The organism is Plantibacter sp. LMC-P-059a (genome assembly GCF_030209505.1).
In the GTDB taxonomy this organism is placed as follows: domain Bacteria; phylum Actinomycetota; class Actinomycetes; order Actinomycetales; family Microbacteriaceae; genus Plantibacter.
The window spans coordinates 722,832-739,416 of the sequence record NZ_JARVRZ010000002.1 but is presented as its reverse complement, the minus strand read 5'-3'; the positions used below and the strand labels follow the sequence as shown (position 1 = coordinate 739,416).

The 16,585-nt window shown below is 70.2% G+C and carries 17 protein-coding genes; 11 read left to right on the top strand and 6 right to left on the bottom strand.

All coding sequences use genetic code 11. From position 1 onward, the window contains the following. Nucleotides 1–41: 41 nt before the first annotated feature. The gene (locus QRN27_RS07000) at nucleotides 42–335 is read left to right on the top strand and encodes a hypothetical protein (protein WP_285041316.1); all 294 of its coding nucleotides are present in this window, start codon (nucleotides 42–44) and stop codon (nucleotides 333–335) included. 48 nt (nucleotides 336–383) lie between these two features. Here QRN27_RS07000 and QRN27_RS06995 read toward each other — a convergent pair whose 3' ends face one another. Together QRN27_RS06995 and QRN27_RS06990 are read right to left on the bottom strand one after the other, a co-directional pair. Continuing rightward, nucleotides 384–1,241: an SDR family oxidoreductase gene (locus tag QRN27_RS06995; RefSeq protein WP_285041315.1), complete on the bottom strand. Its 858-nt coding sequence runs from the start codon at nucleotides 1,239–1,241 to the stop codon at nucleotides 384–386. Nucleotides 1,242–1,278: 37 nt separating this feature from the next. Then, a complete protein-coding gene (locus QRN27_RS06990; protein ID WP_056009426.1) occupies nucleotides 1,279–1,506 on the bottom strand; it encodes an RNA-binding S4 domain-containing protein in 228 nt (75 codons plus the stop codon). 100 nt (nucleotides 1,507–1,606) lie between these two features. Here QRN27_RS06990 and QRN27_RS06985 point away from each other — a divergent pair, with 100 nt between their 5' ends. The 6 genes from QRN27_RS06985 (at nucleotide 1,607) to QRN27_RS06960 (ending at nucleotide 6,245) form a co-directional block, all read left to right on the top strand. Further along, nucleotides 1,607–1,753, top strand: coding sequence for a hypothetical protein (locus tag QRN27_RS06985; RefSeq protein WP_157579891.1), 147 nt, complete (start codon nucleotides 1,607–1,609; stop codon nucleotides 1,751–1,753). A gap of 117 nt (nucleotides 1,754–1,870) precedes the next feature. Further along, nucleotides 1,871–3,067, top strand: a complete 1,197-nt coding sequence (locus tag QRN27_RS06980; protein ID WP_285041314.1) for a M20/M25/M40 family metallo-hydrolase — start codon at nucleotides 1,871–1,873, stop codon at nucleotides 3,065–3,067. Beyond that, on the top strand, nucleotides 3,067–3,960 hold the full coding sequence (locus QRN27_RS06975) for an oxidoreductase (protein ID WP_285041313.1): 894 nt from the start codon (nucleotides 3,067–3,069) through the stop codon (nucleotides 3,958–3,960). Before QRN27_RS06980 ends, QRN27_RS06975 begins: the two co-directional genes overlap by 1 nt. Nucleotides 3,961–4,004: 44 nt before the next feature. Next, nucleotides 4,005–5,165 (top strand): hypothetical protein, encoded by a 1,161-nt coding sequence (locus tag QRN27_RS06970; protein ID WP_285041312.1) that lies wholly within the window; start codon nucleotides 4,005–4,007, stop codon nucleotides 5,163–5,165. Nucleotides 5,166–5,222: 57 nt separating this feature from the next. Continuing rightward, on the top strand, nucleotides 5,223–5,738 hold the full coding sequence (locus QRN27_RS06965; protein WP_502929479.1) for an ASCH domain-containing protein: 516 nt from the start codon (nucleotides 5,223–5,225) through the stop codon (nucleotides 5,736–5,738). Between the two features lie 36 nt (nucleotides 5,739–5,774). Beyond that, nucleotides 5,775–6,245, top strand: a complete 471-nt coding sequence (locus QRN27_RS06960) for an NUDIX domain-containing protein (protein WP_285041311.1) — start codon at nucleotides 5,775–5,777, stop codon at nucleotides 6,243–6,245. A 12-nt stretch (nucleotides 6,246–6,257) separates the two neighbouring features. Here the strand turns inward: QRN27_RS06960 and QRN27_RS06955 are convergent, their stop codons facing one another. From QRN27_RS06955 to QRN27_RS06945, 3 genes are all read right to left on the bottom strand, one after another. Then, nucleotides 6,258–7,922, bottom strand: coding sequence for a RecQ family ATP-dependent DNA helicase (locus QRN27_RS06955; RefSeq protein WP_285041310.1), 1,665 nt, complete (start codon nucleotides 7,920–7,922; stop codon nucleotides 6,258–6,260). A gap of 145 nt (nucleotides 7,923–8,067) precedes the next feature. Further along, the gene (locus tag QRN27_RS06950; RefSeq protein WP_285041309.1) at nucleotides 8,068–9,336 is read right to left on the bottom strand and encodes an MFS transporter; all 1,269 of its coding nucleotides are present in this window, start codon (nucleotides 9,334–9,336) and stop codon (nucleotides 8,068–8,070) included. 139 nt (nucleotides 9,337–9,475) lie between these two features. Continuing rightward, nucleotides 9,476–10,372: a serine hydrolase domain-containing protein gene (locus tag QRN27_RS06945; RefSeq protein ID WP_285041308.1), complete on the bottom strand. Its 897-nt coding sequence runs from the start codon at nucleotides 10,370–10,372 to the stop codon at nucleotides 9,476–9,478. A gap of 132 nt (nucleotides 10,373–10,504) precedes the next feature. Between QRN27_RS06945 and QRN27_RS06940 the strand changes: the two genes are divergently transcribed. The 4 genes from QRN27_RS06940 (at nucleotide 10,505) to QRN27_RS06925 (ending at nucleotide 15,351) form a co-directional block, all read left to right on the top strand. Next, nucleotides 10,505–11,041 (top strand): MOSC domain-containing protein, encoded by a 537-nt coding sequence (locus tag QRN27_RS06940; RefSeq protein ID WP_285041306.1) that lies wholly within the window; start codon nucleotides 10,505–10,507, stop codon nucleotides 11,039–11,041. 289 nt (nucleotides 11,042–11,330) lie between these two features. Continuing rightward, nucleotides 11,331–12,404: an extracellular solute-binding protein gene (locus QRN27_RS06935; protein WP_285041304.1), complete on the top strand. Its 1,074-nt coding sequence runs from the start codon at nucleotides 11,331–11,333 to the stop codon at nucleotides 12,402–12,404. After that, nucleotides 12,405–13,427: an ABC transporter ATP-binding protein gene (locus tag QRN27_RS06930; RefSeq protein ID WP_056009406.1), complete on the top strand. Its 1,023-nt coding sequence runs from the start codon at nucleotides 12,405–12,407 to the stop codon at nucleotides 13,425–13,427. It begins immediately after the preceding gene. A 100-nt stretch (nucleotides 13,428–13,527) separates the two neighbouring features. Next, nucleotides 13,528–15,351 carry an ABC transporter permease gene (locus QRN27_RS06925; protein ID WP_285041407.1) on the top strand — a complete coding sequence of 608 codons (1,824 nt, stop codon included), beginning with the start codon at nucleotides 13,528–13,530 and terminating at the stop codon, nucleotides 15,349–15,351. A gap of 57 nt (nucleotides 15,352–15,408) precedes the next feature. Here QRN27_RS06925 and QRN27_RS06920 read toward each other — a convergent pair whose 3' ends face one another. Next, nucleotides 15,409–16,572 carry an amidohydrolase gene (locus QRN27_RS06920; protein ID WP_285041303.1) on the bottom strand — a complete coding sequence of 388 codons (1,164 nt, stop codon included), beginning with the start codon at nucleotides 16,570–16,572 and terminating at the stop codon, nucleotides 15,409–15,411. Nucleotides 16,573–16,585: the final 13 nt, after the last annotated feature.

The window sequence follows — 16,585 nt, the reverse complement described above, 5'->3', positions numbered from 1 at the left end:
GGTTGCCGTTCACGCACCATGACCTCATTGAGGACATCACGATGGAAAGCAGCACTCTCACCCTCGGCGGGCTCGTCTACGCCCTGGACCCGAGCACCGTCATCACGAAGCTGAAGGACACGATGGAGCGCACGGCGCTCTCGGGCGGCGGCTTCGTCGATCTGGACGTCGTCGGCCAGGACTCGGCGAGCGTCTTCGTCAGTCCGGGGACGTCGATCTACTTCACGACCAACGAACGCCGTGGACCGCGCCCGGTCCGACCGCGCGAGCCCGCCGGCGTCGCCCTCAGCGCGACCGAGGCGGACGACTGGGAGCTCGGCTTCTACGGCCTCTGATCTAGGCGGCCGGGCGGCCGACGCTCAGGGACGGACGCGGAGGCGGAATCAGCCCGCGTTCGACCGAAGGTAGGTCTCCAGGTCCATCGGTGGCACACCGGTGATGTCCTCGATCGCCGGGCTCACCTCGGCCATCACGCCGCTGCCGATGGCCGTGTAGGTGCTCACCCAGGCGTCGACCTCCCAGTCGGGCGCGCCGTAGGAGGCGCGCGACGCGTAAGCCTCCTCGATCGTCTCGTCGTGGAAGGTGACCTCGCGATCGCGGACGCGGCTGATCGTGGCGGCGACCTCCGTCATCGTGAGCGCTTCGGGCCCGGTGAGGTCGTAGGTGCGACCGGCGTGGGGCGCAGGGTCGACGAGGATGGCTGTGGCGGTCCGGGCGATGTCGGCGCGGGCGACGAAGGATGCGCGACCGTCCCCTGCCGGCCCACGGATGACGCCGTCCTCACCCACGAGGGCCTCCATGATGTCGAGGTAGAAGGCGTTGCGGAGGAACGTCCACCGCATGCCCGACGCTCGGATGTGCTCCTCGGTCGCATGGTGGTCGCGCGCCAGCGTGAACACGGCGTCCGGTGCCGCAGCGGCGAACGAGGTGTACACCAGGTGCTGCACGCCGGCGGCGGCCGCGGCATCGATGAACGAGCGGTGCTGGTCGACGCGGTCGGCGCTCTCGGCCCCCGACACCATGAAGAGGGTGTCGACGCCCTCGAGTGCCGCGCGGGCAGCAGCCTGGTCGGTGTAGCTGAACCGGTGCACGGTGCTGCGGGGATGCTGCGGCGCCTTCGCGGGGGTGCGGACCAGCAGGCGTTGCGGGATCCCGCGGGCGGCGAGGTCCTGCGCCACGAGGCCGCCGAGCACGCCGGTCGATCCGGTGACGGCGATGGGACGGGGTGTGCTCGGGTTCACGGGGTTCCTCTCGACGGGGCGGTGCAGGGCGGGGCGATCAGGGTCGGACGCGGACGCTGCGCCCTTCGAGCGACACGACGTCGTCGAGCTGCAACTGCCGACCGCGTCGGCGATCGACCTCGCCGTTGACCTGCACGGCGCCGTCGGCGATCGCGGCCTTCACGTCTCCACCGGAGTCGAGCAGACCCGCGAACTTCAGGAACTGCCCGAGTCGGATGCCCTCGCCGCCGATCGGGACGTCGGTGATCTCTGCCGGGTTCGTCATCCCCGAATGCTAACAAGGTCCTGGGGGCGGGGTCCCCGGACGGGATGTGACGGTACCCTCAGCGGTACAGGGTCACCGTGGCTCGCAAAGGAGCACCAACATGGGCGAGAAGTCAGCACGTAAAGAAGGCGGCAAGACCGCACCGGCGAAGACGCTGAAGGAGAAGCGGACCGCGAAGGCCGACAAGAAGGCCGGCAACGCGCGTTCGGAGAACACCGACGCGGTCACGCGGGTCAAGAACCGCTAGTCCGATCGACGACCCCTGCGGTCGGAGATGAGCTCAGGCGCCAGTCCCCTCAGGGAGACGGGCGCCTGTTCTGGTCTTCGGGCCGTTCCCGGCGAGCCGCCCCGCTATCGTCGTGGCATGTCCGACCTCAGCCCCGGCGACGACGCGCTCGAGCTCGCCCGCCTGCTCATCTCGATCGACTCCGTCAGTCCGAGCCTCGTGCCGGGGTCAGTCGGTGAGGGGCCGATCGCGGCCGTCATCGCGCAGCGGCTCGAACATGCCGGCTTCACGGTCGACCTCGTGCCGGCACCGGAGGACCCACGGCGTGTGAGTGTCGTCGCCGTCCACGAGGGCTCGGAGCCGGGACGCACCGTCGTGTTCAACGGCCACCTCGACACCGTCGGCGTGGAGGGGATGGACGATCCGTTCACGCCACGGCTCGCGGACGGCAAGCTCTTGGGACGCGGCGCCAGCGACATGAAGTCTGGCCTCGCAGGACTGATCGTCGCTGCGGAGCGGCTCGCCGCTGCGGACCACCCTGGCACGGTCGTCTTCACTGGTGTCGCGGACGAAGAGGACGCGAGCGTAGGGGCCGCGGCCGTCCTGCAGCACCTCGCCGATCGCGGTGTGGCTGCCGAGGTGTGCCTCATCGCCGAACCGACCTGGCTGGACCGGGTCGCCGCCCACCGGGGCTACGCGGTCGTCGAAGCCACCCTGCAGGGTGTGGCCGGGCACTCCTCGCAACCGGCGTTGAGCGTCGATGCGATCCGTGCCCTCGGCCACGTGCTGCAGGAGGTGGAGCGGGCTGACGAGGAACTCCGTCAGCGGCCGGCGCACCCGCTGCTCGAATCCGGTTCGTTCACGGCGACCGTCGTGCGGGCGGGTACCGCACCGTTCACAATCGCCGCCGAGGCCACTGTCGTCGTCGAACGACGCACGCTGCCGGGCGAACGCGCCGAGGACGCCCTCGTCGAGGTCCAGACCATGCTCGACGCGGTCGCGGTGCGGACACCGGGGCTCCGGACGGATGCCCGGCTGACGCACCAGCGCAAGGCCTGGGAAGCCGATGAGCAGGGCCCGGCCGCACGATTCGCCGAGTTCCTGGCGGCCGCGCTCACCAGCGACGGTGAGACCGTGCCAGCCGCCATCGGTGCGCCCTACTGGATGGAGTCGGCGCTGTGGCAGGCCGCGGGCATCCCGACCGTCGTGTGCGGCCCTGCCGGCGGCGGACTGCACGCGGCGGAGGAATGGGTCGACGTCGAGCAGCTCCGTCGGTTCCCTGAAGCGGTCATCGCCGCGACGATCGACGCGCTGTCCGGATCGAGCGAGACGTGATGCCAGGGGGACCCGATCGCGTCGCAGTGATCGGGCCGGGCGCGATCGGCACCGTGGTCGCCGCAGCGCTCCACGAACAGGGACGGACGCCGTTCATCGCAGGGCGGTCGAAACGGCCGGAACTCCAGCTCCAGGTCGACGACGAGACGGTGACGGTCCCCGGGCCGGTCCACACCGATCCGGCGGAATCTCCGGGCACGGCAGCCCTCGTCTTCCTGGCGGTCAAGGCGACCCAGACGGCTGCCGCTGCCGACTGGCTCGCCGCGTTGTGCGGTCCGGACACGGTCGTGTGCGTCCTACAGAACGGGGTCGAACAACGCGAGACGGTGGAGCCCCTCGTCCAGGCCGGAACGGTCGTCCCGGCGGTCGTCTGGTTCCCGGCCACCCGCCTACCCGACGGTCCGGTCACGCTGTTGAGTCCGCCACGCCTGTCCCTGCCGGAGGCACCCGGTGCCGCCGTGGTGGCAGACGTGCTGCGCGGCTCCCGCTGCACGGTCGAGGTGTCGACCGACTTCACGACCCTCGCCTGGCGGAAGCTGCTGCAGAACGCCGCCGCCGGACTCATGGCGTTGACCGGTCGCCGATCCGGCATGTACCGGCGCGACGACATCGGCCGTTTGATGCTCGCCTACCTCGAGGAGTGCGCGTCCGTCGCACGAGCGGAAGGTGCGCGATTGGCCGACGACGAACCACGGCGGCTCCTCGACCAGTTCCGAGCCTCGCCGGTCGACCGCGGGACGTCGATCCTCGCCGACCGCGAACAGGGGCAACCGCTCGAATGGGACGTCCGCAACGCGGTCATCCAGCGGCGGGGGAGCGTGCACGGCATCCCCACGCCGATCAGCGACGTGGTCGTGCCGTTGCTCGCCGCGGCGAGCGACGGACCGGGCTGAACCGCAGCGGTCGTGCAATCGAGCGCTTCGATAAGGTCGAAGGCATGCTTCGTCTGATCGCCTTCGCGGCTCTCGGTGCTCTCCTCGGCGGCATCATCGTGATCGCCGTCGGTCCGCCCGACATCGGGTACGCGGTCGCCGGTGTCGCACTCCCGGTCTGCATCTTTGCGACGGTGCTCTCGCTCGTCGGCCGGTCGTTGGGAAGTGCGATCGGCGCCTCACCACAGGCCGTGCAGCAGGCCAAGGACGCGAGACGGCTCGGCGTCGCCCGTATCGACACGCTCCGTCAGACCGGCACCCAGATCAACGACCAGCCGCTCTGCGAGCTCGACCTCTCCGTCCAGCCGCTGAACGGACCGGCGTTCGCGACCACGATGCGCACCGTCGTCCCGGTGACGGCCATCCCGACCTTTCAGCCCGGCACGGAGCGCGATGTCGCGGTCCTGCTCGACGGCGGACCGGAGGTCGCGTTCATCGACGCCGGCGAGCTCTCGGCCGACGAGCGTTCGCGATTGCGCGTCCCGGCTCGGGCGTCCCTCCCGTTCCTCCCTCTCCAGCCGCACCAGCGCATCGTCGACGGACGTCGACGCGGACCGTTGCTCGGCGTGGGCCGGGCCGGTCGCCCCGGCCGCTTCGCCCTGTTCGCGATCGTGGCGGTCGCGGCGGCGGCGATCGTGGTCGTGCCGTACCACCAGTCCGTCGCGCAGGCGATCATCGCCCTCGAGGACGGACGCCTCCGACCCGACCTCCGTCGCCCGGAAGCGCTCTCGGAGGCGCAGCGAGCGCTCCAGGAGGCGATCGGTCACGACCGGGTCGTGTCGATCACGGTCGCAGCCGACTTCGTCATCGCCCAGGCGCCGCTCACCGTGGGGGACACGAAGACCGATCGATGGGAGTACCGGTACGGTCAGGTCACCAACCAGGGCGCTGCAAGCAGCCAACCCGAGTCGGCCGCCGAGCAGTTCTCGTGGTCGGATGTCGCGTTCGACCGGATGTGGTCGCTCCTGGAGGAGGGGGCCGAGCAGGTCGACCGACCGGTCGGCGACGCGCCCCTATATCTCGTCCGCTCGACCGACACCGACGTCCACAGCCCCACGTTCGCCCGTCCGGCCGGACCGCCGCAGGTCACCTTCAGCATCGGGGACGACTACGGCAGCACCTCGTTCGCCGCCGCCGCCGACGGTTCTGCTCTCACGGCACGGTGAGCGGGCCTACTGGCCCGATGAACGGGGCACCGCAGTCCTTCTGGCAGTATCGCGGACATGAGCTCTCCGAGTGACACTGCACCGGTTGCAGCGCCCGACCGTGACGCTGCGACCGCGATGTGGCGCGCGTACACCGAGCATCGTGGCGGTGCGGGCCTGGACGACGCCGACTACACCGTGGAGCACTTCGGCGATACGGCCGGACTCGCCGACGGACTGCTGGAGATCGTCCTGAGCGGACGCAAACGTGCCACCGCCGAGCTCGTGTCGGAGTTCGCCCACCGCGGCGATCCGCTCCCTCGGATCGGCTCGCACTGGATCGCCTGCGACAGCACGGGGGCGCCGCGAATCGTCATCCGCAGCACCTCGCTCCGCCTCGGCCCGTTCTCGAGTGCCGACGCCGCCTTCGCGTTCGCGGAGGGCGAGGACGATCGCACGCTGGCGAGCTGGCAGCGCGAACACCGGCGCTACTGGGAGCGGACCAGTGCGGCACGGGGTGCCGTGTGGTCCGAATCCGAGGAGATCGTGTTCGAGTACTTCGCCGTGGTGTGGCCGCCGGAGCACGCCGACTGACCCGTTCCGGTCAGACCGGTTCCGTAGACTCCCCGCATGCCGATGTCCGATTACGTCGCCTCGATCCGCTCCCACATCGGAACCGCGTTCCTCATGCTCCCGGGAGTCACCGCCGTCATCAGGGACGGCGACCGGTTCCTGCTCGCCCGCCATCGCCACTCCGGCCTGTGGAGTCTGATCGGTGGCGGCGTCGAGCCCGGCGAGGAACCGGCCGACGCGCTGCTGCGCGAGGTCGTGGAGGAGACGGGTGCCCGCATCCGCATCCGCGGCATCGTCGGGGTGTACGGCGGCGAACCGATGATGGTGCGCTACCCGAACGGCGACCACGTGGGCTACGTGACCACCGCCTACGACTGCGAGCTCCTCAGCGAGGCGAACCCCGATCAGGAGGAGCTCCTCGAACTCGGATGGTTCGCCAGGGACGACATCCAGTACCTGTCACGACGGGACTGGATCGACCGCGTCATCGCCGACGCCCCCGGTAGCGCACCGGCGGACGAGGCCTGAGCCGCCCCGAGCTCAGGCCGAGGCGAGTTCCTGGGCGGTGAGCACGCCGGTCTCGAGTGCCGAGAGGGCGACGACCTTGTAGCCCTCGCCGTCGAAGAAGACGGTGACGCGGTCGGGCTCGACACCCATCACGGTGCCAGGGCCCCACTCGCGGTGGAGCACCCCCTGGTCGACGTGGAGCGGTGCCGATCCGGTGGTGGTGTCGGCGGAACCGAAGTGCTGCTGCTCCTGCTGCGCCTCGTGCCGCTCGCAGCCGTCGCAGTTCCCACACCATTCGGGGGCGTCGACGCCGAAGTACTCGAGCAGGACCCGGCGGCGGCAGTGGGAGGTCTCGGCGTAGGCGCGCATCATCGCCAGCCGTGATTCGGCGATACGTTCCCGCGACTCCAGCATCTCCCGCACGGCGCGGATCGCCCGCTTCGGGCCGATCTCGTCGACCGCCCGGACGCCGTCGGTCGTGTCCGCCAGCTGGGCGTCCGCGAGGTCGTTCACGATCCTGGCGATCGTGCGTCGCGGCTGATCGAGTCGCGTCGCAAGATCGGCGACCGTCAGCCCCGGTGCGGCACGGACCGCGCGCCACACCGCGCGCACCGCCGACTCCGACACGGAGCGCTTCGTGAAGAAGCGGCGAAGGCCGAGGTCCTCCGCGCGGTAGTGCAGCACCGTCGTGGCGGGCTCGCCGTCGCGGCCCGCGCGGCCGACCTCCTGGTAGTACGCGTCGAGCGACTCGGTCGTCGTGGCGTGCAGGACGAACCGCACGTCGGCGCGGTCGATCCCCATGCCGAACGCGGAGGTCGCGACGACGACGTCGAGCTCGCCGGCCCGCCATTGGTCGTGGACCGCGCGACGTTCCGTCGACTTCAGGCCGGCGTGGTAAGCGGCGACCCGGCGTCCGTCGGCGGCGATCTCCTCGGCGTACCGTTCGGTCTCCCGACGCGTCGCGACGTAGACCAAGCCGGGAGCCGTCCAGCTGCGTGCCTCCTCGACGACCGCGGCCCGCTTCTCGGGCTCGCGCTCATGGCGGTGCACGACCAGGCGGATCTCCGGGCGGTCGACCCCGTGCACCTGCACGTCCGGGTCGTGCATGCGCAGCCGTTCGATGATCTCCTCGCGGACGGGACCGGAGGCGGTGGCCGTCATGGCGAGCACGGGCGGGTCGCCGAGCTCATGACGGACGTCAGCCAACCGCAGGTAGTCGGGCCGGAAGTCGGTTCCCCACGACGACACGCAGTGCGCCTCGTCGACGACGAGGAGGGAGACGCCGGCCGCTGCGAGCCGTGCGACGGTCTCCTCGTTCGCGAGCTGCTCCGGGGCCAGCAGCACGTAGACCGGGCCACCCTCGTCGATGCGTTCCCACGCCGCCTCGATGGCCGCTGTACCGAGCGAGGCGTTGAGTGCGACCGCCGGAGGGGCCGCCGGTGCGGCTTCGATCGAGGCGAGCTGATCGGCCTGCAGGGCGACGAGCGGCGAGACCACCAGGGTCACGCCGCCACGCTGGGCGCCGGCGATCTGGTACACCGCGGACTTCCCGCCACCCGTGGCGAGGACGACGAGGGTGTCGCGACCGGCGACGGCCGACTGGATCGCCTCACGCTGGCCCGGCAGGAGCGTGTCCCACCCGAAATCCTCGCGCGCGATGCGATCGATGGAACCGGTGGCCGGACGTGAAGTACCCATGTCCAGGACGGTACCTCCGCCCACCGACGTCGTGATTCCTCTTGACGGGTGCGACGGCGTCTGCAACACGGTGCCGCGGTGTCGGTGGCTCCGTCTACGCTCGGACGTGGTCGACGTCGCATCCCCAGCTGACAGTCCTCGGTCCTCACCGGTGAGGGTTGAGCGAGACATCTTCGCGACGTCGGCCCGGCCTCGCCCGAGCCACCGCAGCGCACACGAGGGCCACCGACGTCATGATCACGAGCGGCGGTGTCGCCGCCCCGACACCACCTCCTGCGAGGAGGACCCCGGTGAGTGCGGCGCTCGCCGCGATGCCGGCGGCGGAGGCGGAGTTGATCCACGTGAAGCCTTGCGTGAGCTCCGCCGGAGCGACCGACGCCTGCACGATCTGGGAGGAGGAGGCGAGCAACGGTGCGATGGCCGCCCCGCCGACGACGAGCATGATCGTGAGCCCGGTCAGCACCGGCCAGACGGCGCCGACGAGCGCGGCCAGGACGAGCAGGCCCGCCGCCGCCAGCTGCACCGTCTGGGGACGCGGGGTCGATCGGACGGCGCCGTAGAGCGTGCCGGCGACGATGCTCGCCGCGCTCGAGCAGGCGAGGACGACACCGGTCAGCGGTTGCAGCCCCTGCGCCACCGCCGCAGCGGTCACGAGGAGCGGCACCGCGCCGAAGAAGCATCCCAGCCCGAGGTTGACGCCCAGGGTCGCGAGGAACGGCGGGGCGAGGAGGGTGCTCCTGCCGCGGGCCTCGGTGGGTTCTCGCGCGCCACGCGGTTCCGGTGCCGTGCGGCGCTGCAGACTGAGGACCACGCAGCCGGCCGCCACCAGTGTCGCCGCCGCCGCCGACCCTGCCGCCGGCAGGAGCAGCGTGCCGGCGAGGGTGGCGAGGATCGGCCCGGTCAGGAACACGAGGTCGTTGACGTTCGCCTCCAGGGAGAACGCGGTCCGCAGCACCAGGGGGTCGGGGAGGAGCCCGGACCAGCGCGCAGCGGACAGCGCGCCGGGCTGTGGGATCGCAGCGCCCGCGACGACGACGCTCGCGAGGGTGACCCAGATCGGCGCGTGTCCGGCGGTCGTGATCGCCACGGCGATCGCGCCGAGGTGGACGAGGACTGCCGCCGGAACCGTGGCCGTCTGGCCCCACCGGTCGATGACCCGTGCGAGCTGCGGACCTGCGGTGGCCTCCGCGAGGGCGAACAGTCCCGTGGCCGCGCCCGCGGTGGCGAACGACCCCGTCGCATGGTGGATCGTGAACAGCAGCGCGAGCCCGGTCATCGCGACGCCGAGTCTGGCGACCGCTGCGGCGAGGAAGAACGGCAGCGCCCCGGGATGGCGGAGGACGTCACCGTACCGGCGCGTGGCCGAACGGAACGAGCCGCGGATCGAGGGCAGGAGTGAGCGTGCAGTCGTCATGGACGATGCCTCCGAGGCGGTGCGGGGGATCCGTCGGCAGACAAGTCGGCCTGGGCTTCGACGATCACCACGGCACCGCGGTTCCCCGCCATGATGCCCGCCGCGCGGGCCCCAGCGCAAGGAGGCCGGGCGACCGCGGCTAGGCGTCGGCGAGGAACGCGGACACGGAGCCCGCGATGCGGTCCGCGCCCTCGTGGTCCTCGGCGGTGATCGTCACCACGGCATCACCCGCGAAGATGAGGAGCTGCCCGTAGGCGCCGTGGAGCCGCCAGGCGGCTCCCGGCCCGTCCCATCCGGCGAGCGCGTACCGCTCGTAGCCGGGGCCGGTGCCGGCCGGCACCCACTCGGTGTGCATCGCGTCGACCCACTCCGGCGCGAGGAGCTGCACATCCTGCCAGCGGCCACGGTCGCGGATGAGGCGTCCGATGCGCGCGAGCTCCGTCGTGCGCAGCGCCAGCCCACCGCCGGCGGCGATGAACCCGTTCGGGCATCGCTCCCACTCGGCGTCATGGATGCCGAGTGGTGCGAGCAGGCGCCGGTCGAGGTACGCGCCGACGTCGCCGACACGGGTCTCGAGCGCGCGCATCGCCGTGTAGGTGCTGGCGTTCGAGTACTGGAAGACCGCTCCCCGTGACGGTCGGCGCAGGAACTCGAGGGTCAGGTCCGGCCAGTCTGTGAGCAGGGTCGGCGACCAGGGGAGGTCGACGCCACTCGTCATGTTCAGGAGACGGCGGAGGGTGACGTCGGCCGTACCGTCGCCGAACTCGGCGTCCGGGAAGACGGCGCCGAGCGTCGTGTCCATCGTGATGAGCCCCTCGTCGACGGCGAAGCCCACCGCGAGCACACAGACGCCCTTGGCCGCCGAGTGGACGTCCTCGCGGACGTCCTCCGTCCACCGGTGCCCGGCCTCGTCGTCACCGACGAGCACGTGCAGGCTGTGCGCGCCGAAGCCCTGCTCGGCGATCTCCCACACGATGCGGTCGCGGAGCAGGTCTGCCCGGCTGGTGTCGGCTTGGGCGGTGACAGCTCGGCTCATCGGTCCAGTCTGCCCGACGGGTGTCCGCTGATCACGTCGGTGAGCCGACGGACGTCGCATCGGGCTGGTCGGGGACCAGAACCGGTCTCACGTGATCCTGCGCCGCCGACCGTCCGGGTGCACACTGGGGTGATGACACACGCCCGGATCGTCTCGGTGAGCAGCGACGATGAGCACCGCTTCTCCAAGCCTCGGCGCGAGGCGATCACGCTCGTCGCCGGTCTCGGTGTCGATGGGGATGCGCACTTCGGGGCGACGGTCCAGCACCGGTCCCGTGTGCGACGCGACCCCACGCAACCCAATCTCCGCCAGGTGCACCTGATCCACCGCGAACTGTTCGAGGAGGTCGACGCCGAGGTAGCGCCGGGGGAGCTGGGTGAGAACGTGACCACCGAGGGGCTGGACCTGCTCGCCCTCCCCACGGGCGCGGTGCTCCGGCTCGGATCGGACGCCGTCGTCCAGGTGACCGGCCTCCGGAACCCGTGCGTCCAGATCGACCGCTTCGAACCCGGCCTCCTCAAGCAGCTGGTGGGCACGGACGCCGAAGGTCGCACCGTCCGCAAGGCGGGGGTCATGGGCGTCGTCCTCGCCGGGGGCGTCGTGCGTCCTGGCGACGACGTCGTCGTCGAGCTCCCGAACGGAGTCGGGGAACCGCTCGCACCGGCGTAACGGCAGGCCACCGCCCGCGGCGATGAACCGGTTCGGGCACCGCTCCCACACGATGCGATCGCGGCGGAGCTCGGCCGTGGTGGTACCCGCTCGGGCGGTGTCGGCTTCGGTCGGATCGGGTCGGACTGCGACATTTCGGGTCCCCCGTCAAGCGTGCACGCGAGATCCGTTCAATTCCCGTTCACCGGGAAACGTCACGCTAGGTTGAAGACTGCACCAGCGGTCACAACGTCGTTACTCATGCGCGGCGACCCCGGCAACCCCGGGCGTTCGTCCCGAAAGGAATCCCGTGAAGCGTTCAGCGCCCCGTTCCCTCGCCATCGCAGCCCTCGTCATCGGTGCGCTCGGCCTCAGTGCCTGCTCCGCGGGAGGCGACGCCGGATCCGACGGTGGGGGCGACGCCTCCGGCCCCCTGATCGTCTACACGAACTCCAACGGCGACGGACGCGGCGAGTGGGTCACCGCTGAGGCGAAGAAGGCCGGCATCGACATCGAGATCGTCGGGCTCGGCGGCGCCGACCTCGCGAACCGCATCGTGGCCGAGAAGAACAACCCCGTCGGCGACGTCGTGTTCGGCCTGAACAACATGTTCTTCGAGACCCTCAAGGCCGAGAAGGCCATCACCGCCTACAAGCCGGCCTGGTCCGGCGAGGTCGACCAGGCCTCGGGCGACCCGAAGGACGGTGCGTTCTGGCCGCTCGTCGAGCAGGCGATCGTCACCGTCTACGACACGAACACCATCCCGGAGGCCGACGCTCCGACCGAGCTCTCCGAGCTCTGGGAGGACTCGAAGTACCAGGGCAAGTACGAGGTCAACACCGTCCTCGGCCAGGCCACCCCGCAGCTCGTCCTCGCCGGACTGCTCGCCCCGTACCAGGACGCCGACGGCGACCTGGGCATCTCCGACAAGGGTTGGAAGGTCGTCGAGGAGTACTTCAAGAACGGTTCGCCCGCCGTCGAGGGCACCGACCTGTACGCCCGGCTCACCCGCGGCGAGGTCGACTTCGGCACCATCCCGAGCAGTGGCATCACGAGCCGCGACGCCGAGTACGGCACGAAGACCGGCGTCATCGCCCCGAAGTCGGGTGTGCCGTACGTGACCGAGCAGATCGCCGAGATCACGGGCACGAAGCGTGAGCAGCAGGCGCAGAAGTTCATCGACTGGTTCGGCAGCGCCGAGACGCAGGGTGCGTTCGCGAAGGAGTTCTCCGCCTACCCGGTGAACGAGAAAGCGAAGGCCGAGGCCCTCCCCGAGGTCGTCGCACTCATCGACTCGCTGCCGAAGCAGGACATCGACTTCGAGTTCGTCCGCGAGAACATCGGTGCCTGGGTCGAGAAGACCGAGCTCGAGTACCTCCCGTAGATGATCACCTACGACGGCATCCAGGTCGCGTTCGGCGACCACCTGGCGATCCCGGACCTCAACCTGACGATCGAGGAGGGTGAGTTCTTCACCCTCCTCGGCCCGTCGGGCTGCGGGAAGACGACCGCGCTGCGCACCCTCGCCGGCTTCATCCAGCCGACGGCGGGCGAGCTGATCATCGACGGCAAGACCGTCACCCGCCTGCCGAGCGAGCAGCGTCGCGTCGGCATGGTGTTCCAGAACTACGCGCTGTTCCCGAGCATGAGCGTCCGGGAGAACATCGCGTTCGGGCTCCAGGTGCGGAAGACGAAGCGGCCGGAGACGACGAAGCTCGTCGACGAGATCGCCGAGCAGGTCGAACTCACCCCGGAGCAGCTCGAGAAGAACGTCGCCGAGCTCTCGGGTGGGCAGCAGCAGCGCGTCGCCATCGCCCGCGCACTCGTCCTCAAGCCGCGCATCCTGCTGCTGGACGAGCCGCTCTCGAACCTCGATGCGAAGCTGCGCGTGCAGTTGCGCGAGCAGCTGAAGCGCCTGCAGAGCGAACTCGGCATCACGACGATGTACGTGACGCACGACCAGGAAGAGGCGCTCACGATGAGCGACCGGATCGCCGTGTTCAACCAGGGCGTCGTGGAGCAGCTGGGCACGCCGGAGGAGATCTACAACCACTCCGCCACGGAGTTCGTGGGCACGTTCATCGGCGCGATCAACCAGCTCTCGCCGGAGACGGTGCGGGCGCTCGCGGGCGCGGGTGCACCCCTCGACCCGTCCGCGTCGGCGTATCTGCGGCTCGAGAAGGTCGCCGTGGTGGCGGCAGACGACCACCGCACGCCGCCGCCCGGTCTGGTCGCGCTGCAGGGCACCATCGTGGAACGCTCCTACCACGGCGCGTACTCGACCTACACGGTCGAGACCGTCGGTGGTCGGCTCCGTGCCATGGTCGTGGAGAGCGGCACCGACGCCTTGAGCCCCGGGTCGCCCGCCGAGCTGCGCATCGACCCGAGCCACGTGCTCCAGTACTGAGGCCGACATGACCACCTCGACCCGTCCTGCAGCAGCCGCGGACGCGGGCGCCGGCAACCCCCGTCGTCGGCGTTCGGGGAAGCCCTCGACGCTCGGACCGATGTTCCGCTCGCCGCTCGCCATCATCGTGATCGTCGTCCTCACCTGGTTCGTCGTCACGTTCCTGCTGTTCCCGAACCTCAACCTCCTGGTCGGGACCTTCTTCCCCGACGGGAACTTCAGCGCCCGTGCGGTGGAGAAGCTGTTCAGCTCCGAGCGGGCGCTCAAGGCGCTCGCGAACAGCTTCCTCCTGGCCGTGACGCTGTCGGTCACGGTCAACGTCGTCGGGATCTTCATCGTCCTCGTGACGAAGTACTTCGTCGTGCGCGGGGCGCGGGTGCTCTGGCTCGGGTACGCGACGACCCTCATCTACGGCGGCATCGTGCTCGCCGCCGGGTACAACTTCATCTACGGCCGCTACGGCTTCGTCACCAACGCGGTGCGGAACGTCTTCCCCGACATCGACCCCAACTGGTTCTCGGGCTTCTTCGCCGTCGTCATCGTGATGACGTTCGCGACGACGACGAACCACATGCTCTTCCTCTCCTCGGCGCTCGCCAAGATCGATTACCAGACCATCGAAGCCGCCCGGAACATGGGCGCGTCGACGTGGACGATCCTGTGGCGCATCGTGCTCCCGGCACTCCGGCCCATGATCTTCGCCGTGACGGTGCTGACGTTCCTCATCGGCCTCGGAGCCCTCACCGCGCCGCTCGTGCTCGGAGGACCCGACTTCCAGACCGTCGCGCCGATGATCGTCACGTTCTCGAAGAGTTCCAGCTCCCAGGACCTCGCAGCACTGCTCGCGATCATCCTCGGCTTGGCGACGATCGTCCTGCTGGCGATCATGAACCGCGTGGAGAAGTCCGGCGTCTACTTCTCGGTCGCGAAGGTGGCGACCCCGCTGCAGAAGCAACGGATCCAGAGTCGCCTCGGCAGCGTCGTCGTGCACGTCGTGGCCTACCTGCTCTTCCTGCTGTACGTGACGCCGGTGCTGCTCATCGTGCTGTTCTCGTTCCTCGACTCGACGGCGATCCAGCGCGGTGTGATCACCCCCGGTGACTTCACGCTGGCGAACTACGTGACCGTGTTCGGGACCCCGTCGGTGCTCCGGCCGTTCATCGTCAGCATCGTCTACAGCGCCCTCGCCTCGGTGATCGTCGTCGGCGGACTGCTCTTCGTCTCCCGCATCATCCAGCGCTACCGCAACCGGGTCACGGCGACGTTCGAGTACCTGCTGCACATCCCGTGGATCCTGCCGACGATCCTGATCGCGCTCGGGCTCATCATGACGTTCGACCGGCCGAACCCGCTGCTCGGCGGTGCCGTCCTGACCGGTACGACGGTGCTGCTCCTCGTCGCGTACATCATCGTGAAGATCCCGTTCACGCTCCGCCTACTGAAGGCGGCGTTCGCCGGGATCCCCGACTCGCTCGAGGACGCCGCGCGGATCCTCGGCGCGAAGTCGCTGTTCACGTTCCGGAAGGTGCTCTTCCCGCTCGTGCTGCCGACGGCCGCGGCCATCACGGCGCTGAACTTCAACAGCCTGCTCGACGACTACGACGCCGCGGTGTTCCTGTACCAGCCGCTGTTCGAACCGCTCGGCATCGCGATCAAGGCGAGCACCGAGGGCGAGAACAACCTCGACTCGATGTCGATCACCTTCGTCTACACGGTGCTGCTCATGATCATCATGGGTGTCGCGATGTACCTCGTCTACGGGCGCTCGGCCGGCGGGCGTCGGTCGCGGAGCGGGTCGCGCGGAGCGCGGGTGCGTCCGGTCGCCGCGGCGGCCACCGCATCGACGCCCACCACCGCCACGACGACGGAGCCGACGGTCGGCACGGACCGGCCCGAGGAGGATCCCGGCTTCGACCGTCGGTGAGGTGAGGTGAGGTGGGGCGGTGCCGGTGGTCCGGCGCCGTTGGCCCGCCACGATCGCTCACCCCAGGAGGTCGCGGACCGCTCTGGCGAACACGCGTGTCCCGGTGCCGATGAGTTCGTCGGGGAAGTCGAAGTCCGGGTGGTGCAAGGCGGGTGAGTCCGGCTTGCGCTGCGAGCCGATGAAGAACATGGCGGAAGGGGCGACCGTCCGGAAGAGGCCGAAGTCCTCGGACCCCCGCTCGAGGACGCCCGTCGTGTGGGCGACCCCTTCGCGGTCGAGTGCGCCTCGGAGGAGGGCGACGGCCTCGGGGTGGTTCTCGCAGTGGTGGAAGACGTCCGACTCCTCGAAGGTGACGCGGAGGCCGTGCTCGTCCGCTGCTCCGAGGGCGAGGCGTTCGACGTCGGCACGGAGCGCGTCCATGCCCGCGTCCGTCATGGTGCGGAGGGTCGCCCAGAGCTCGCCGTGCCCGGGCGCGACACCGAACGCCTGCTCACCCAGGACGGCGTGGGCCACCGTCACGAGGCGGTAGTCCGCATCGATCCCGTCCCCTCGCGCGAGCGCCGGCAGGGAGGTGAGCAGGCGCGCGAGCGCCGATGCGGGGGAGACGCCGCCTTCCGGTGCCGACGCGTGCGTGGGCTCGCCCTGGAGGATCACCCGCAGCCCGCGCGAGGCGCAGTTCACGACCCCCTCGTCGAGCACGACCTGGCCGAACGGCAGTGAGGAGAGGTTGTGGAGCGCGAGGGCCAGATCGGGACGCACCTGTTCGAAGGCCGGGTCGGCGAGGACCGCTGCTGCGCCGACGGCGTTCTCCTCGGCGGGCTGGAACAGCAGGACGACTCGGCCGCGCGTCGGTCGGTGGCGCCCGAGGAGGACGCCGACCCCCGCGAGGATCGCCATGTGGCCGTCGTGTCCGCAGTGGTGACCGATGCCCTCGTGCACGGAGCGGTGGGGCACCTCGGTCACCTCGGTGATCAGCAGGGCGTCGAGTTCTGCGCGCAGGAGGAGCGTGGGGCCGGGCTCCGCGCCCCGGTAGACCACCGCCACTCCGTGTCCGCCGAGTCCGGTCATGACGTCGTCGGGCGCGGTGTCGGCGAGGAAGGCGGTGATGGCCGCCGCGGTGCCGTCCTCCTCGCCGGAGAGCTCGGGGTGCCGGTGCAGCGACCGACGGAGGACGGTCAGGCGATCGAGGTCGTTGGGATCGAGCGCTGTCGGCCGATGCATGGCTGCTCCTGTC